The sequence below is a fragment of the Gluconobacter oxydans DSM 3504 genome, assembly GCF_000583855.1.
Lineage (GTDB): Bacteria > Pseudomonadota > Alphaproteobacteria > Acetobacterales > Acetobacteraceae > Gluconobacter > Gluconobacter oxydans.
The window spans coordinates 2055454-2072535 of sequence record NZ_CP004373.1 but is presented as its reverse complement, the minus strand read 5'-3'; the positions used below and the strand labels follow the sequence as shown (position 1 = coordinate 2072535).

General features: G+C 62.2%; 18 protein-coding genes. 2 read left to right on the top strand and 16 right to left on the bottom strand.

Annotated elements, in window-relative coordinates; all coding sequences use genetic code 11:
- Positions 1-60: 60 nt before the first annotated feature.
- Positions 61-492 carry a hypothetical protein gene (locus tag GLS_RS09150; protein WP_041111992.1) on the top strand — a complete coding sequence of 144 codons (432 nt, stop codon included), beginning with the start codon at positions 61-63 and terminating at the stop codon, positions 490-492.
- On the opposite strand, the gene fliJ is transcribed toward GLS_RS09150, so the two are convergent.
- Positions 474-899 (bottom strand): flagellar export protein FliJ, encoded by a 426-nt coding sequence (gene fliJ, locus GLS_RS09145; RefSeq protein ID WP_041111991.1) that lies wholly within the window; start codon positions 897-899, stop codon positions 474-476. The two genes, GLS_RS09150 and fliJ, sit on opposite strands and share 19 nt — an antisense overlap.
- An 11-nt stretch (positions 900-910) precedes the next feature.
- Positions 911-2269 carry a flagellar protein export ATPase FliI gene (fliI, locus tag GLS_RS09140; RefSeq protein WP_041111990.1) on the bottom strand — a complete coding sequence of 453 codons (1359 nt, stop codon included), beginning with the start codon at positions 2267-2269 and terminating at the stop codon, positions 911-913.
- A 190-nt stretch (positions 2270-2459) separates the two neighbouring features.
- On the opposite strand from fliI, the gene GLS_RS09135 reads away from it, so the two are divergent.
- Entirely contained in the window at positions 2460-3203 is a 744-nt protein-coding gene (locus GLS_RS09135) for a response regulator transcription factor (protein WP_041111989.1), read from the top strand.
- A 68-nt stretch (positions 3204-3271) separates the two neighbouring features.
- Here GLS_RS09135 and glmM read toward each other — a convergent pair whose 3' ends face one another.
- The 14 genes from glmM to GLS_RS09065 form a co-directional block, all read right to left on the bottom strand.
- Positions 3272-4630 carry a phosphoglucosamine mutase gene (glmM, locus tag GLS_RS09130; RefSeq protein ID WP_041111988.1) on the bottom strand — a complete coding sequence of 453 codons (1359 nt, stop codon included), beginning with the start codon at positions 4628-4630 and terminating at the stop codon, positions 3272-3274.
- A gap of 93 nt (positions 4631-4723) precedes the next feature.
- Positions 4724-6628 (bottom strand): ATP-dependent zinc metalloprotease FtsH, encoded by a 1905-nt coding sequence (ftsH, locus tag GLS_RS09125; protein ID WP_011253213.1) that lies wholly within the window; start codon positions 6626-6628, stop codon positions 4724-4726.
- A gap of 171 nt (positions 6629-6799) precedes the next feature.
- Positions 6800-7996: a tRNA lysidine(34) synthetase TilS gene (gene tilS / locus GLS_RS09120; RefSeq protein WP_080692001.1), complete on the bottom strand. Its 1197-nt coding sequence runs from the start codon at positions 7994-7996 to the stop codon at positions 6800-6802.
- A gap of 62 nt (positions 7997-8058) precedes the next feature.
- Entirely contained in the window at positions 8059-8925 is an 867-nt protein-coding gene (locus GLS_RS09115) for a tetratricopeptide repeat protein (RefSeq protein WP_041111986.1), read from the bottom strand.
- A 143-nt stretch (positions 8926-9068) separates the two neighbouring features.
- A complete protein-coding gene (gene pal, locus GLS_RS09110) occupies positions 9069-9548 on the bottom strand; it encodes a peptidoglycan-associated lipoprotein Pal (RefSeq protein ID WP_011253210.1) in 480 nt (159 codons plus the stop codon).
- Between the two features lie 487 nt (positions 9549-10035).
- The gene (gene tolB, locus GLS_RS09105) at positions 10036-11397 is read right to left on the bottom strand and encodes a Tol-Pal system beta propeller repeat protein TolB (protein WP_041111985.1); all 1362 of its coding nucleotides are present in this window, start codon (positions 11395-11397) and stop codon (positions 10036-10038) included.
- A gap of 16 nt (positions 11398-11413) precedes the next feature.
- Positions 11414-12409, bottom strand: a complete 996-nt coding sequence (locus GLS_RS09100) for a hypothetical protein (RefSeq protein WP_041111984.1) — start codon at positions 12407-12409, stop codon at positions 11414-11416.
- A gap of 12 nt (positions 12410-12421) precedes the next feature.
- Positions 12422-12862 (bottom strand): protein TolR, encoded by a 441-nt coding sequence (gene tolR / locus GLS_RS09095; protein ID WP_024716946.1) that lies wholly within the window; start codon positions 12860-12862, stop codon positions 12422-12424.
- A gap of 3 nt (positions 12863-12865) precedes the next feature.
- Entirely contained in the window at positions 12866-13657 is a 792-nt protein-coding gene (gene tolQ, locus GLS_RS09090; RefSeq protein WP_172492883.1) for a protein TolQ, read from the bottom strand.
- A 29-nt stretch (positions 13658-13686) separates the two neighbouring features.
- The gene (gene ybgC, locus GLS_RS09085; protein WP_041111982.1) at positions 13687-14112 is read right to left on the bottom strand and encodes a tol-pal system-associated acyl-CoA thioesterase; all 426 of its coding nucleotides are present in this window, start codon (positions 14110-14112) and stop codon (positions 13687-13689) included.
- Between the two features lie 52 nt (positions 14113-14164).
- Positions 14165-15214, bottom strand: coding sequence for a Holliday junction branch migration DNA helicase RuvB (gene ruvB, locus GLS_RS09080; protein WP_041111981.1), 1050 nt, complete (start codon positions 15212-15214; stop codon positions 14165-14167).
- Complete coding sequence (gene ruvA, locus GLS_RS09075) at positions 15211-15813, bottom strand: Holliday junction branch migration protein RuvA (RefSeq protein WP_041111980.1); 603 nt, start codon at positions 15811-15813, stop codon at positions 15211-15213. The genes ruvB and ruvA overlap by 4 nt, the downstream gene beginning before the upstream one ends.
- The gene (gene ruvC, locus GLS_RS09070) at positions 15810-16316 is read right to left on the bottom strand and encodes a crossover junction endodeoxyribonuclease RuvC (protein ID WP_041111979.1); all 507 of its coding nucleotides are present in this window, start codon (positions 16314-16316) and stop codon (positions 15810-15812) included. The genes ruvA and ruvC overlap by 4 nt, the downstream gene beginning before the upstream one ends.
- Positions 16313-17062, bottom strand: coding sequence for a YebC/PmpR family DNA-binding transcriptional regulator (locus GLS_RS09065; RefSeq protein ID WP_041111978.1), 750 nt, complete (start codon positions 17060-17062; stop codon positions 16313-16315). The genes ruvC and GLS_RS09065 overlap by 4 nt, the downstream gene beginning before the upstream one ends.
- Positions 17063-17082 lie beyond the last annotated feature (20 nt).

Genomic DNA, 17082 nt, shown 5'->3' with positions numbered 1-17082 from the left:
CAGAGGCCGCGCCTTCCGTGGAATACGCCGGCCTCTTCCACCCGCGAACCAAAGACCCGAATGTCCATCAAACTCGACCCCACGATTCTCCCTGCCCTGGATATCCTCGGCATGGCCCAGTCCGGCGCCCTTTTGCGCGCCGAACGCGACACGCCGGCTAACGGCATCCCCGCTTTCGTAACCCGTAACGGCTGGGATGAACTGATCGCGACCCATGCCGCACATCATGACGCCCCTCACACGGTACTTCTTCCCGCGCTGGAAAAAGCTGTTGCCCGCCTTCTCTCACACGCGGCTGAAGGGGCATCCCGTAACGGCGAAATGACACCCGTCATCACGCTGCAAAGCGACCTTTTTCCGAGCGATCCCGACCTCGTCCTGGCCTTCGTCCGCGACAGCACCCATCCGGTCGCCTGCGCCCTGATTGGCACCGCTGCCCAGATCGAGACAGCCTTACGCGGGCATGCACCCTCTCACGACCTGCCGAACTGACGGACAGCGAGTTCGTCCAGAACATTCTGTTCCTTTCTAAGGTCAGCCTGCCGCTCTTCTTCCTTCTGCTCTTCCCGCAAGGTCCTGACGGCCTCCATCGCTGCCCGGGCAGCGATCAGGGCTGAACGCACCGCCGCGCGATCCATGGCCGCTTCCCGACAGCGCTCCCGCGCTTCCAGGACCGCCTGCCGCCCCGCCGGAAGCCACCGGCTGAATGCCTCCACGGCGCCATCATCTGCCGTAGGGCTGGATGCGATCCGCTGTTCGTTCAGGATCTCCGCCTGCGCCGCAGTCAGTTTTTCTTCCGCAGCCGTCTCCCGCGCCACGGCCTCTGCAAAGCTGCGTTCCACAAGATCGAGCTCCTGCTCCCGCAGGGTAATCAGTGTTTCGAGAGGTGAGCGTTCCATTGTGAGGTCCTTTACGATTCATTCGGGGGCAGGTTTTTCAGCGGCATCTGCATGATCTGCGCCAGCTGTTCAAAGGCCTCGGCGCGCGTGGTGCGTTCGTTCCGCCCCTGAGACAGGAACTCGTTCAGCTTCGGCATCAGGGCGATGGCTTCATCCACCTCACGATCCGTTCCGGGCTTGTAGGCCCCCAGCCGGATCATGTCCGCCATCCGCTGATAGGTCGCCATCGCAGCCCGCGCGCGTTGCGTCAGAGCATTTTCCTCAGGCGAATTACATCCTGGCACCGCACGCGACAGGGAACGCAGAACATCAATGGCAGGATAACGCCCCTGCTCGCCGATCTTGCGGTCAAGAATGATATGCCCGTCCAGAATACCACGCACGGCATCCGCAACCGGCTCATTCTGGTCATCCCCCTCCACAAGAACCGTGAAGAGCGCCGTGATCATGCCCTGATCGGCATAGCCAGGCCCCGCCCGCTCCAGAAGACGCGGCAGTTCGGCAAACACCGAAGGCGGATACCCCCGGGTCGCGGGCGGCTCTCCAGCCGACAGACCGATTTCACGCAGCGCCATGCAGAACCGCGTCACGCTATCCATCAGCAGCAGGACCGATTTGCCCTGGTTCCGGAAATATTCCGCAATGGCCATGGCGGATAGAGCGGCTTCGCGACGCATCAGTGGCGGTGAATCAGAAGTCGCGATCACCAGCACACTCCGCGCCAGCCCTTCCGGCCCGAGATCATCCTCGATGAACTCCCGCACCTCGCGCCCACGCTCACCCACAAGCGAGATCACGGCGACATCACAGTCCGCGCCCCGGGCGAGCATGGACAGCAATGTCGATTTCCCGACACCCGACCCTGCGAAAAGCCCCAGCCTCTGTCCGCGCCGACACGTCGTGAAAGTATCAAGCGCTCGAACCCCAAGGTCGATACGATCACCAAGTCGCGCCCGGCTTGCAGCATTGGGCGGAGGACACTGGACCGGCTGCCGTTCAAACGACGGAAACAGAGGCCCCTTCCCGTCGATCGGCTGTCCCAGCGGATCCAGCACGCGCCCCAGCCAGCTTTCATTAACGCCAAGGCCACCATCATGACGGTTCAGCGGAATCCTGGCCTCGCAGCCCGGACCAATTCCGTCCAGAGGCCCGAAGGACATGAGCCGCGCGACATCCCCCTGAAAGCCCACAACCTCGGATTGCACAACCCGTCCGTCACGCGCTTTCACCGCGACTCGGTCTCCAATCGTAATGAAACCTTCGAGTCCGATAACGGTCAGGCAGAGACCGATAACGTCTTTAACGCTTCCTACAACCCAGTCGCAGGTGAGGTTCGAAAGCCTTTCAAGCAGTCTGTCGTAGTCGTCCATAGTGGCAGTTTCTGACCGTTTTCCGCGGATTGTTCCGATCTTCCAACCCTACAACCACACCCTTAAGAGAACCCTAACGTTCTCCTCTGACGGGAAAAATAATGACAATTTTACGATTTTTGATCCATGTCTATCGACATGCACAACCTTGGGTAGTAACCATTGCTTCACCAAGCCGGGAGTTGAGAACATGCGTATCCTTCTTGTCGACAGCGATCAGTCAGCCGCCACCACACTGTCCCAGATCCTGCGGACCGCGTCTTTCACCGTGGACCACACGCCGTCTGGCGAAGAGGCCATCGAGATGCTTCGCCACTACGACTACGATGTGGTGGTGCTCGAACTGATGCTGAACGACCTTGAAGGCTACGAAGTCATCCGCCGCGCCCGGGCCGCGCGTATCACGACGCCCATCCTTGTCCTGTCCGCCCTGCTGCGCCCCCAGGCGAAAATCCGGGCCTTCTCCATGGGTGCAGACGACTACATGACCAAGCCTTACGACGCAGGCGAACTAGTCGCCCGTCTGCAGGCCGTCATGCGGCGCTCCCGTGGCTTTGCCGAGCCGAAGCTTCGCGTCGGCAATCTGGAATTGGATCTGAATGGCAAGAACGTCACGGTCGATGGTGCTCCGCTGCACCTGACGGGCAAGGAATATGCCATTCTGGAACTGCTGGTGATCCGCAAGGGATCCGTCCTGACCAAGGACGCATTTCTCAACCACCTCTACGGCGGCATTGACGAGCCGGAAATGAAGATCATTGACGTCTTCATCTGCAAGCTGCGTCGCAAACTCCAGAATGTCGGCGCGGGAAACCTGATCGCGACCGTCTGGGGACGCGGCTACATCCTGCGCGAAGACGACACCGCGGAAATCCCTGCTGTGACAGACGCCACGTCCAGAAACAGCGTTCCCGCAGCCATCGCGGCCGTCTGACCTCCCTCGGGATCAGGCGCCCCTACCGCTTACGGCAGGTTCCCGCTTCTTACAGTCATCTGCCAGAATCAGGCGTGCGCGATCGCGCGGATGACATCACAGACATGATCCACAACTTCATGCACCAGCGCCTCATCCTGCGCCTCGGCCATGACACGGATCAGCGGTTCAGTCCCGCTCGCCCGCAGGACAAGACGGCCACTTCCGGCCAGCCGCTCATCTGCCCAGGCCTTGGCCGCGGCGAGATCGGGACTGCTCATCGGGCTGGTCCCTGAATAGCGGACATTTTTCAGAAGCTGCGGATAAGGCGTAAAGAAACGGCAGATCTCGCTGGCAGGCCGCTTGGTCTCGACGGACACCGCCAGGACCTGCAATGCCGCAATCAGACCATCGCCCGTGGTGGCATAGTCCGACAGGACCATGTGACCGGACTGCTCGCCGCCCAGATTGGCCCCGATTTCCCGCATCCGTTCCACGACATAGCGATCACCGACCGCCGTGCGCTGAAGTTCGAGACCATTCTCTACCAGGGCCTTTTCCAGCCCCATATTGGACATGACGGTCGTCACCACCGTATTGCCCCGCAACCGGTCATGCTGCTTCCAGAAGGCTGCAATCAGACCGATGATCTGGTCCCCGTCGACAAGATTGCCGTTCTCATCCGCAATCAGGACACGGTCCGCATCACCATCCAGTGCAATACCGAAATCCGCACCATGCTCCCTGACGGCAGCACACAGCGTTTCAGGATGCGTTGATCCAACGCCGTCATTGATGTTCAGCCCATCAGGCGAACAGCCGATCTTGATGACTTCCGCACCAAGCTCCCACAGGGCCGTAGGCGCCACGCGATAGGCCGAGCCATTGGCACAGTCGATGACAATCTTCAGGCCATCCAGACGCAGGCCACGCGGAAAAGATGCCTTCGCATTCTCAATATAGCGCCCGGCCGCATCCGTCAGACGGGACGCCCGGCCGATCTGCGCCGGTGACGCCAAGCGCGCGGACAGATCCTGCGACATCAGATCCTCGATCTCGCCTTCCACCTCGTCAGAAAGCTTGAAACCGTCCGGTCCGAACAGTTTGATGCCGTTGTCGGTAAAGGGGTTGTGCGATGCCGAGACCATCACACCCAGATCTGCCCGCAGAGAGCGCGTCAGCATGGCAATGGCAGGCGTGGGCAGCGGTCCGACCAGAATGACGTCCATCCCGGCCGACAGGAAACCCGCAACCAGGGCACATTCCAGCATGTAGCCCGAAAGGCGCGTATCCTTGCCGAGCACGACGCTGTGCCGGCGGTTCTGGCTGCGCATGAAATACAGACCGGCCGCCTGCCCCAGCCTCTGTGCGATCTCGACCGTCATGGGAGCGGTATTGGCCGTTCCCCGGATGCCATCAGTACCGAACAGAGACCTTTTGGTGGCCATAATGAAGAATCCTGCCTGTCTGCCAGAAATGAAAAAGGCGCGGCACCGGGAAAGATCCCGATGACGCGCCCGTTGGTGCGATTGGCTGCCTGATTACCCCGCCTGAGGCGCCGGATCAAACGCGCCTGGACGCGTGGTCGGAACAGAGGCACGACGGTTATCGGGAACCTGTTCATCGTCCGATGTACGCTCGATGGCCTCACCGCGCATGATGCGACCCACGTCCTCACCCGTCAGCGTTTCATATTCCAGAAGCGCTGCGGTCAGGCGGTGCAGGTCATCGATACGGGTGGTCAGCAGATCGTGAGCCTGCTTGTAAGCCGTATCGATCAGGACCTTGACCTCCTTGTCGATTTCCCGGGCCGTCTCTTCCGAAATGTTCTTGCTCTGGGTCACGGAGTGGCCAAGGAACACTTCCTGCCCGTTATCGCCATAGGCAATCATGCCGAGCGTATCGCTCATGCCCCATTCGGTGACCATGCGGCGTGCAAGATCAGTCGCGCTCTTGATATCGCCCGAGGCACCTGCACTGACTTCCTCGCGTCCGAAGATGATTTCCTCGGCCACCCGGCCGCCCATGGCAATGACCAGACGGGCCAGGCACCATTTGCGGCTGTAGGAAATATTGTCCTTCTCCGGCAGGGTCATGACCAGACCCAGCGCCCGGCCACGCGGCACGATGGTTGCCTTGTGGATCGGATCGCTACCCGGCGTGAAGATGGCGCAGATGGCATGTCCGGATTCGTGATAGGCCGTCGAGCGCTTCTCGTCCTCGGTCATGACCATGGAACGGCGCTCCGCCCCCATCATGACCTTGTCCTTGGCCTCTTCGAACTGCGCCATACCGACCGTGCGCCGTCCCTGACGCGCTGCCATCAACGCAGCCTCGTTCACGAGATTGGACAGATCCGCACCCGAGAAGCCCGGCGTACCCCGTGCAATCACCTTCGGATCGACATCCGACGAGAGTGGCACCTTGCGCATGTGAACGCGCAGGATCTTCTCACGACCAGCGACATCCGGATTCGGCACGACAACCTGACGGTCGAAGCGGCCAGGACGCAGCAGGGCGGGATCCAGAACATCCGGACGGTTGGTCGCAGCAATCAGGATCACGCCCTCATTGCTCTCGAAACCATCCATCTCGACCAGCATCTGGTTGAGAGTCTGCTCACGCTCGTCATTGCCACCACCGAGACCGGCGCCACGATGACGGCCCACCGCATCGATTTCATCGATGAAGATGATGCAGGGCGCGGACTTCTTGCCCTGCTCGAACATGTCACGCACACGGGATGCACCAACACCGACGAACATTTCCACGAAGTCCGAACCGGAAATCGTGAAGAACGGCACGTTGGCCTCGCCCGCAATGGCGCGTGCCAGCAGCGTCTTACCGGTACCCGGAGGTCCGACCAGCAGCGCACCCTTGGGGATCTTGCCGCCCAGACGAGTGAATTTCTGCGGATCACGCAGGAATTCGACAATTTCCTGAAGCTCGGATTTCGCCTCATCAATACCGGCGACGTCTTCAAACGTGACGCGACCGGTCTTCTCCGTCAGCAGCTTGGCGCGGGACTTGCCGAAGCCCATGGCCCGGCCACCACCGCCCTGCATCTGACGGAAAACCATGAAGCACAGCCCGAGCAGCAGCAGAACCGGCAGGTAGGCGCTCGCATAACGCAGGATCGGGCTTTCGCCGCTTTCCATCGGCTTGGCCGTCACTTCGACATTCGCGGCTGTCAGACGGGCCGGAAGGCTCGGATCAAGCGGAGCGTAGGTCTCGAAAGACGTTCCGTTCGTCAGCGTCCCGGAGACATTCTGCTCCTGGATCACAACCGAACGGACCTGATGCTGGTCTACATCATGGATGAAATCGGAATAGGCGATCTGCTGGGCTGCATGCTGGCCGCCACCGGGCTGGAAGGCTGTCAGCACTGCCATTCCGACCACGATGATGACCACCCAGATCGCGACGTTACGGCCTAAATTGTTCATCTCGCTCTCTGTCGTCCTTCAGACTGTTCCGTCAGATGCGGTCCGGGAACCCCCGTCACAACTGGCCGACCGGTCACATTCTGCGTTGACTTCATAACATAAGCCTCCGCGTCCACGATCCTACCCCATCGGGGGCAGGAAAACGCATTTCTTGCGTTTTTGAAGCTCTTTTTACGTCCTGAAATGATTTTCTCCCGTCGCAGGGACGCCGGACGACCAGACAAAATCCGCCTCACCGGCAAATCCGCCCCAGGCCATCTCCCCCAGACGCGGTCCCAAAACCAGTCGTCCCTCATGCCACACGCCCGGAAGGCAACGGGCAGCCGCATACGGCACGCCCAGCCTGCGCAAATCCAGCACATGAACCGCGTCCCCCAGAGGCCCGATCAGACTCCCCTGTGGAACATCGCAGGCCAGAAGGCGCCAGCGTCCATCCCACACCGCTCCGGCATTCGCGGGAACGGCCGGACCAAGCGCCCTTTCCTCCCGCACCAGAATGATCCCGTCCCCAAAGCGCCCCGCCGGCCGGACCTGAATCCCTGACAGCGTTCCGTATCCCTGTGTCATCAGGGTCCGCACAGCCTCACGCGCCGGACGATAGGGATTTCCCGAAACCAGCCGGATCAGAACTGACAGAGCCTCTTCGTCCACTCCCTCTTGCCCGAGAAAAACCCAGCCCTGCGAATACCAGACGGCGTGGCGCCCAAGCTGTCCCGCCAGTTCCGCCTCAAGGCGCTGACGCGCCTGTAGAGCCACCCGTTGCACAGCCCGGGCTTCCTGTCTCTGCTCCGGCGTCAGGTCCTGCCGCAGACGAACCCGCTCGAAACGCCGGTTGGCGTTCGACGGGTCCTCGATCCAAGGCAGGTTTTCCGCTTGCAGAGTCAGGCGCAGACGCGCTGTGGGAAACGTAAGAAGCGGCCGGACCAGCCGGATACGCCCGCGAACGGAAACAGGCTGGATGCCGCTCAGCCCCAGAGGGCCGCTCGCCCGCAGATGCCGCATCCACACCGTCTCGTCCTGATCGCCGGCATGATGCGCAACCAGAAGATCCAGACAGCCCTCCGAAACACAGGCCGCCTCAAGAGCGTCGAACCGGGCCTGGCGTGCGCGCTCCTGCATCCGGCCTTTCGGAAACAGCGCAAGCGTCAGAAGCCGGGCCTTCACGTTCATCGCGGCAAGACGACAAACCGTCAGCTGCGCTTCGGCAGCGGACTCAGGACGTAAGGCATGATCCACGACGAACGCCACAACATTCCGCCGCCAGCGGCGGGCCAGAAACGCGAGTGCCATGGAATCGGCGCCCCCCGAAACAGCCAGCCCAACCGGTGCGTCATCGATATCGGGTGGCCACGGACCAAACCTGGCCATCCGGTCGGCAAACTCCTGCTCCCCGACCGGATGCTCCATCCCCGAACTCAGCAAGACATCGCTCAGTGACAGGCAGCACGGCTCCGGAACGTCGTCTCAGCCGTCTTCACACGCGGCGCAGGTGCGGGGAACTCGGTCTTGAGCTTGTCCAGCGCCTGACAGGCCGATCCCTTGTCCCCGAGCGCCAGCATCGATGCTGCCACGCCAAGCAGGGAGTCCTGGGCCTTCAGGGATTTGGGCGCCTTGGTATAGGCGTCGTAATAGGCAACGGCGGACTGACGGTACTGCTTCTGCCCTGCCAGGGACTGGGCCAGCAGGAACTGCGCATCCATCTTGCCGGACACGCTATGCGCCGTCTTGATGGCGAAGCGGGCATTGCTTTCCGCATCCGTGTAATTGCCAGAATGCAGGGAAGCGTTGCCGGCCTTCAGAGCATCCAGAGCCGTCTTCGGCTGCTCGGCGGCCTCGGCAGCGGGGGCAGAGGCCTTTTCCTCGGTAGCGGCCTTGGCCGGAGCGGGGGCCGGTGATCCGCCCCCATTCTGGGACGCGAACTGCATGTCCGAAATCTGCTTGGACACGCTGGCCTGATTGTCCCGAACAGAATTGCTGAGCTGATCCAGTTCGCCGCGCATCTGGCGGTTCTGCTCTTCCAGAGCCGAAACACGCTCCAGAAGCTGCGCCGTCAGATTACCATCTGCGGCCGAAACCTGCGGAGCCGCCGTCGTGCTTGGCGCAGCGAGCCCCCCACCGTTCTGAACCTGAGAAAGCTGCTGCCGCAGGGATGCGATCTGATCCTGAAGGGCAATGGCTTCGCGTGAAGAAATTTCCCCGCTGTCAGGGGCATCCTGAGCCAGCGCCGGAACGACGGGCGACAGGACGGAAAGAGCCGTGCCCAGAAAGACGGCACGCAGGGAACGGGACAGCACCATAACGGATCTCCTGAGACAAACTCACGGTCACGGGCACGCAGGCAGGTCTCGCGTGCGACATGGCCCAGTCATAAAACAGAAACGGCCGGGGGATAATCCCCCGGCCGCTCATCATCCCAGTCCGTCAGGCCTGAAACGTCGGTTCAGCGAACAGACGTGATGGCGTTACGGTTCTGGGCCCAGGACTGCTCGTCATCGCCATCGGCGGTCGGACGGTCCTTGCCGTAGGAAATCGTGGTGATGCGCGAAGCGCTCACGCCCTTGGCGACCAGATAGTCACGGGCTGCGTTTGCACGACGCTGGCCGAGAGCAATGTTGTACTCTTCCGTGCCGCGGTCATCGCAGTTGCCAGCAACCTGGATGCTGACCTGCGGGTACTTGGCGAGCCAGGCAACCTGCTTGTCCAGCGTTGCGCGGGCTTCTTCAGAAAGCTGGGACTGGTTCAGCTCGTAGAAGACGCGATCGCCGACATTGGCGACCAGATCGGCTTCGCTGCCGGGCGTCGGGCCGGCTTCCTGAGCCACGGCGCCAGCGCCGGTGCTGTCACCCTTGTTGGTGTTGCCGTTGGAACAGGCTGCGAGAACAAGCGCCAGACCAAGCGCGCCAAATACCTTGAACTTCATGTGTCTCAATCCTGAGAACGGCCCCACATCTGGAACCGAATGCGGAAAATGCCGCGTTATCCCGGACCACTTCTTCCCAGACCGGAACAAGCAGGAGTCGGTTTCGATCCCTGTCTGCCGCGCCTGAAAACCAGTGGCCATAAGCGCCCATACTCATGACTCAAATCATGGGTCAAGTGTCGTCTTAACGCGGGTTGAGGCCGGAAAGTTCGATTCAGTTTCGGAACCACAAAACTCGGCAGAAATGTCACACCAGCTCTGACGAATGTGGCAGAATTCCGCCATATTCGTCTCACCATTGAAGTTTTGCAGTTTGAATACATGCGCTGTCCGCGTGGCAGCCAAGCGTTGCAGGCTTAGCACCCGGAGCCGGTCTGCATGGTCCTGACGACCACCGACCGAATCAACGCCGCAACGGGACTCTGGAAAAAGGGGTTTTCCGCCCCTGAAAATCCGCGCTTTCCAATCGAAAGCGCGGAGCCTGACCTCAGCCGTTCCGCGGAGACCAGGCCGGGTCGGACGCACCCGTCGAGATCCGGATCGGACGCTCGTTGAAGCCCGTAATATCGATCGTACCAATACCGGACGCGAAGCCCGCACCGCCCGCACCGGACGCGCTCTGGCGACAGAACGCCAGCACACGACCGTTCGGACAGAACGTCGCCCCATCCACCGTGAAGCCCTGCGTCAGGATACGCTCGCCCGTACCATCCGGGTTCATGACACCGAGCGAGAACCCGCCGCTGCCAATCCGGGTAAAGGCGATCAGGTCTCCACGAGGGGACCAGACCGGGGATCCATACTGGCCACTGCCATAGGAAATCCGCTTCGCCGCCCCACCGGATGCACTCATGATGTAGAGCTGGGGGCTGCCACCACGATCGGAGTTGAAGACGATCTGGCTACCATCCGGGCTGAAGCACGGGCTGGTGTCGATCGCGCCATTGGAATTGGTGATCTGCCGCTTCGCACGGGACGCCAGATCGACAACGAAGATGTCAGACCCGCCCCCGCGCGTGGCGGACAACACGACTGATCCACCCGTCGGCGAGAAGCGCGGCGCAAAGGAAATGCCCGCGAACTCACCCAGAATCTGCTGACGGCCAGAGGCCAGATCGAACAGATACACGCGCGGACGGTTGTTGGCGTAAGACATGAACGCGATCTGATCGCGCACCGGGTTGAAACGCGGCGTCAGCGTCAGCCACTCGCCACCCGTCAACATGCGCTCGTTCGCGCCATCCTGATCCATCAGGGCCAGACGCGTGATCTGGTGATGGCGCGGACCGGTGCGGGCGATATAGGCGATGCGGGTATCGAAATAGCCCTTTTCACCCAGCATCCGCTCATAGATCACGTCAGCAATGATATGCGCGATCCGGCGCCAGTTGCTGTTGGACGCCGTATAGGCCGTGCCCTGAAGCTGCTGTCCGGAGAGCACATCCCACAGACGCATCTCGACGCGGACACTTCCCGCACCCACGGCCTGACCGGCCACGGCCGCACGGGCGCCCTGGGTCTTGAGAGCGCTGAAATCCGGCGTGGAGCCCGGCGGTACACTGCCGCTCATGACCTTGAACAGACCAGTTCCGTTCAGGTCGGACGTGATCACGCCGGAAATCTGCTCACCCAGCCCTGCCCCGAAATTCGGAACGACGATGGGGATCGGCTCCTGACGGGCCTGATCGACGGTGATTTCTGCTTCGCCGGGGCCGGAGGCCGCACCGGACTGGGCAAAGGCCGCCAGAGGCGTCGCCAGGAGACCGCCGGCAGCGGTCGCTCCCAGAACGGAGCGGCGCGAAAACAGCGCGCTCAGGGCCTCGGCTTCGGTATCGGGAATGAAGGACATGAGACTTCCTCGTGGATTACGGCCTGAAGACAAAACGCAGCTCATGCGTCTGACCAAGCATCTTGGAGGGAATGGGCAGATGGGCACAGGTGGGGCTCAGCACCGCATCCCGCGCCCGCTCCGCCAGAACGCGGTAAGACGGATCTGCAGCCATCTTCGCAGCCGTTTCAGGCGCAAATTTGACAATCCGGGCCTCGCCGGTCGCATCAACGGTCACGACCATATGCGCGACAAAGCTCGCATAGTTCCGCGCTTCGGTGTCTTCGGTGTAGCAGCGGCGCACCGACCCACCGATGGCCTTCTGATCCGCCATGGACAGGGACTTGGTGATGTCACCATTCGGCACACCACCTCCGTTAGGCGCACCACCCTGCGGCGGATTGGCCTTCGCGGTCGGCGCATGGGTCTGCTTCTGGTCCGCCCGGAAATTGTCCAGCGTCGCCAGCAGCGAATGACTGTCCGCTTCGGTTTTCTTGGCCGCATTCGGCTGCGTCATATGCGAAAATTTCGGCATATCCGGCAGCTTGTCGGCCTTCTGCGTCTGCGGGCTCGGCGGTGCAACCATCGTCGATTTAGACGGCGGTGACGGCTTGGGAGGCGACGCCGGCACAGGCTCAGGCGACTCATCCGTCATTTTCGGCGGCAGCTTGATATCCGGCAGTTTCTGCGGCGGCGTCTCTGGCGGAGGCGGCACGGGCTGAGGCGGCGGTGGTGGCGGAGGCGGCTCTTCCGTCGGCGCCTTCAGGGGCGGCGTCGGGGCGGGAGGCGCCTCGTTCTTTACGGGTGCAGGGGCCGGAGCGGGCGCAGGCGCCGGATGATCGCCCTTGACCGGATGGGTCGGCGGTCCTGCCTGCTCGAATTCCATCTGAACCGTGGGGGGCTCAGGCGGCTCGGGCGGTTTTTCGGGGGGGATCTGCACAAGCAGATACGCGATCAGCCCCAGGTGAACGGCGGCTGATCCGTAAAGCGCATGACGAAAGCGCCTGTTATCAGAGCGGCGTGGACGCACCACGGCAGCGGCCTCTTACTGGCCGCTCTGGGGCTGCTGCGCGAGAAGCGCAACATGCGTGAAGCCACCCGACGTGATCTGCCCCATGACCTGCATCACCTGTCCGTAGTCGATATGCGCATCGGCACGGACGAAAATGCGATGGGTCGGATCATTCTGCGACTGTGCCTTGAGCTGGTCGATCAGCTGGTCCGACGTCACCTGCTGGTCCCCCAGATAGAGCGACCCATCCGTCTTCAGGGAGACGGTGATCGGCTTGGTATCCGAATTGACCGGGCTGGCATCCGTCTTCGGCAGATCCACATTGACGCCACTGGTCAGCATCGGCGCCGTCACCATGAAGATGATGAGCAGCACCAGCATGACGTCCACCAGCGGCGTGACGTTGATTTCCGACGCGGGGCGACGCTTACGGCGTCCGCCACCTCCAGCCCGTCCTCCCGCAGACATTCCCATGGTTCAGGCCTTCCCGCCGGTCGTATCGTCCGCACGTTCCTCGGACTGACGCGACAGGATGGCCGCGAACTCGGTGCCAAAGGCTTCCATGCGGTCAGCGAACTTCTCGAAGGAATTGCTCAGACCGTTATAGGCGATATAGGCCGGAATGGCCGTTACGAGGCCGATCGCCGTGGCGAACAGGGCTTCGGAAATACCAGGCGCCACGACCGAAAGGTTCGTGTTGTGCATCTGCGCGATGGACGCGAAAGAATGCATGATACCCCAGACCGTTCCGAACAGACCGACGAACGGTGCCACCGGGCCGATCGTCGCAAGGAAGATCAGACGGCGCGTCAGACGGTCGTTCTCACGCATGATGGTGATGTCGATGGCGCGGTCCACGCGCTCGCGCACGCCACCCCGCGACAGGTCAATTCCGCCAATCCGTGCGGAACGGCGCCATTCGCCCATGGCCGCACCGAACACGGCCGCCATCGGATGCGTCGGACGCGCACCATCGGATTCGTAAAGATCGTCGAGCGATCCGCCCGACCAGAAACGGTCCTCGAACTCGGTCGCTTCACGATTGACGCGACGGATGAGAATGATTTTTTCCGCAATGATCGCCCATACGCCGGCGCTGCACAGCAGCAGACCCAGCATCACCAGCTTTACAACGATGGAGGCGTGCAGGAACAGGTCCAGAGGCGAAAGACCGGCCGCACCGACCGCCCCAAGCGCACTCGAACTTACCTCATGATCCACTGTTCTCTCCTGTACAGATCCTGTCCCTTGCGGGTCAGGACTCTCCATTGCACTTCATGACGAAACAGGAAAGTGGGTCAGACCTCTCCTGCCTCCAGTTTTCTTACTGCATCACGCCACCGAGGCGGAATTTTGGCAGGTTTCATGTCCGCAGCGTTCAGACAGGCCAGCTCAACGTCGATAACCGTAGCCGTTTCGCCACCCCCGGAATAATTCCGGACGGTCTGACAAAGTTTCAGCCGCGTCGGAGTCATGGCCTCCAGCGCCGTCTCGATTTCCATCTCGTCATCGAGTCGGAGCGGCGAGCGATACCGGAGTGCGGCCTGACGCACGACAAAGACCAGTCCGAAATCGTTCAGAAGCTCGGTGACGGACGCATCCGCATCCCGCATCGCCTCGCTCCGCGCACGCTCGGCAAAGCCCAGATAGCGCGCGTGATAGACGATACCGCCCGCATCGGTGTCTTCGTAATAAACCCGGAACCTGATCTTGTGCGTGGCCATACTGTTTCTCCAGTCATGGTGCGCCCGGACCCCGAACCGCGTTCAGGGCCTTTCAGGGCGCGGAATCGTCCTGCTCCAGCGAGGAGAGCAGATCCACCTGGCTCGCCGGCGGCGTCAGGCCGAGATGACGCCACCCCGCCTCACCCAGCATCCGCCCGCGGGCCGTCCTCAGAACCAGCCCTTCCTGGATCAGGTAGGGCTCGATCACGTCTTCCAGCGTATCGCGCGCTTCGGCAAGCCCCGCCGCCAGCGTTTCCACACCGACTGGGCCGCCATGATGATGCTCGGCAATCCGCTTGAGATAGCGCCGGTCCATCGCATCCAGCCCGCGCTCATCGACCTCAAGCCGTCCCAGAGCCGCATCCGCCAGCGCCCGGTCCACGACCGCATGCTTCGACACCAGCGCAAAATCCCGCACCCGTCGCAGCAGACGCCCGGCGATACGCGGCGTCCCGCGGGAGCGTCGGGCGATTTCTTCCGCCCCGTCATCCGTCAGCCGCATCCCGAGCTTCAGGGCCCCGCGCGAAACAATCGCCCGGAGTTCTTCCGGCGTATAGAACACCAGCCGCAGCGGAATCCCGAACCGGTCCCGCAAAGGTGTCGCCAGCAGACCGGCCCGCGTCGTCGCGGCCACAAGCGTGAACGGCGCCAGATCAATCCGCACAGATCGCGCAGCCGGCCCCTCGCCAATGATCAGATCAAGCTGGAAGTCTTCCATCGCCGGATAGAGGACTTCCTCGATCGCCGGCTGGAGACGATGGATTTCGTCAATGAACAGCACATCGCGCGGCTGGAGATTCGTCAGGATCGCCGCCAGATCGCCTGCGCGCTGAATGACCGGCCCGGACGTCGCCCGAAACCCCACACCCAGTTCACGCGCCACAATCTGCGCCAGCGTCGTCTTGCCCAGACCCGGCGGCCCATGCAGCAGGACATGATCCAGAGCTTCATTCCGAGCCCGAGCCGCCTCAATGAAAATCGCCAGATTTTCACGGCTGGCTTTCTGGCCCGTAAAATCCGCAAGCGTTTCAGGCCGCAGACTGCCCTCGCCCATATCCTCGGGCTGACGGGCCGGATCGGTTTCGCGGTAGTCGTCGCTCATCGCGCGAGATCCTTCAGGCTCAGCCGGATCGCCAGATCAAGCGTCGCATTCTCGTTCTCGGCCAGCACCTTGCTCAGCACAGGCCAGGCCTCGGCCCGACGGAATCCAAGCCCCGCCAGCGCCAGCAGCGCATCATTCTCGACGCTCGGCCCTGAGACGATCCCCGGTGCGGACACGGTCCCGCCCCCACCCGGCATTTTCGCAACCTTGTTGCGCAGCTCGCTCAGGATCCGGTCCGCCAGACGCGGCCCGACACCAGCAGCACGGGTCAGAGACCCCTTGTCCCCGGCATTGATGGCCAGCAGGATCTCGCCCGGACTGTTCGCCGAGAGGATCGCCAGAGCCACCTTCGCGCCCACGCCCTGCACGGTCGTCAGCAGGCGAAACCAGTCCCGCTCATCCGTCGTCGCAAAGCCGAAAAGCTGGATCGCATCCTCACGCACGATCGTCTCGATCAGCACGCGTGCTACGGACGGCGGCTGCGGCAGCGCCGCCAATGTGCGGGTCGAGGCCGAGACCACATACCCCACACCATTGACGTCCACGATGCAGCGCTCGCCTTCGATCTGCCCGACAAGTCCGGTGAGCTGCCCGATCATGCCATGCGCTTTCCGGCCACGACATGGGCCGCACTTGCACGATGATGGGCATGACAGATCGCAACCGCCAGCGCATCGGACGCGTCAGCCTTGCGGATCTCCGCCCCCGGCAGAAGCCGCTTCACCATCATCGTCACCTGTTCCTTGGTCGCAGACCCGGTCCCGACCACGGATTTCTTGACCGTCATCGCCCCGTATTCCGCAACCGGCAGCCCTTCATAGGCGGGCGTCAGCAGAGCCACCCCACGCGCATAGCCGAGCTTGAGCGTCGAGGAGCCATTACGGTTAACGTAAGTCTCCTCAACAGCCGCCTCGGCCGGCGCATATTCACGGATCAGCTTCTTGAGCGCGCCATGCAGCTCGCACAGACGCAGCGGCACGGATTCGGACCCATCGGTCCCGATCACACCCGAAGCCACATGCTTGAGATGATTGCCGTCCACGTCGATGATGCCCCAGCCCATGAAACGCAGGCCGGGGTCAATGCCCATCAGGCGGATCAAGCAGCCAGCGCCTCAGCCACGTCGTCGGGAATATCGAAGTTTGCATAGACGGCCTGGATGTCGTCGCTATCTTCCAGCACGTCGATCAGCTTCATGACCGAACGCGCCTTGTCTTCGTCCAGCGTCACGCTGTTTTCCGGACGCCAGTCGAGCTTGGCCGACTGCGGCTCGCCAAAACGGCTCTCCAGCGCATCCCGCACGGCGAAGAAGTTCTCCATCGCGCAGGTCACTTCATGGCCTTCTTCGGTCGTCTCGGCATTGTCCGCACCGGCTTCGATCGCGGCTTCCAGCATCTCGTCTTCGGAGGCCACGTCCAGCGGATAGCTGATCACGCCCAGGCGCTGGAACATGAACGACACCGAATTCGTCTCGCCCAGCGACCCGCCATGCTTTGAGAACGCGGCACGGACTTCACCCGCCGTCCGGTTGCGGTTGTCCGTCAGGCCTTCGACGATGATCGCAACGCCGGCCGGACCATAGCCCTCGTAACGCACTTCCACATAGTCGTCGCCACCGGCAGCACCGGAGGCCTTCTTGATAGCGCGCTCGACATTGTCCTTGGGCATGTTGACTTCACGCGCCATGGAAATCGCGGCACGCAGACGCGGGTTGGATGCCGGGTCAGGCAGACCCGAGCGCGTCGCAACCGTGATCTCACGCAGGACCTTGGCGAACTGTTTGGCCCGCTTGGCATCCTGTGCACCCTTGCGGTGCATGATGTTCTTGAACTGTGAATGACCGGCCATCGGTCGCTCCTTCCTCTATC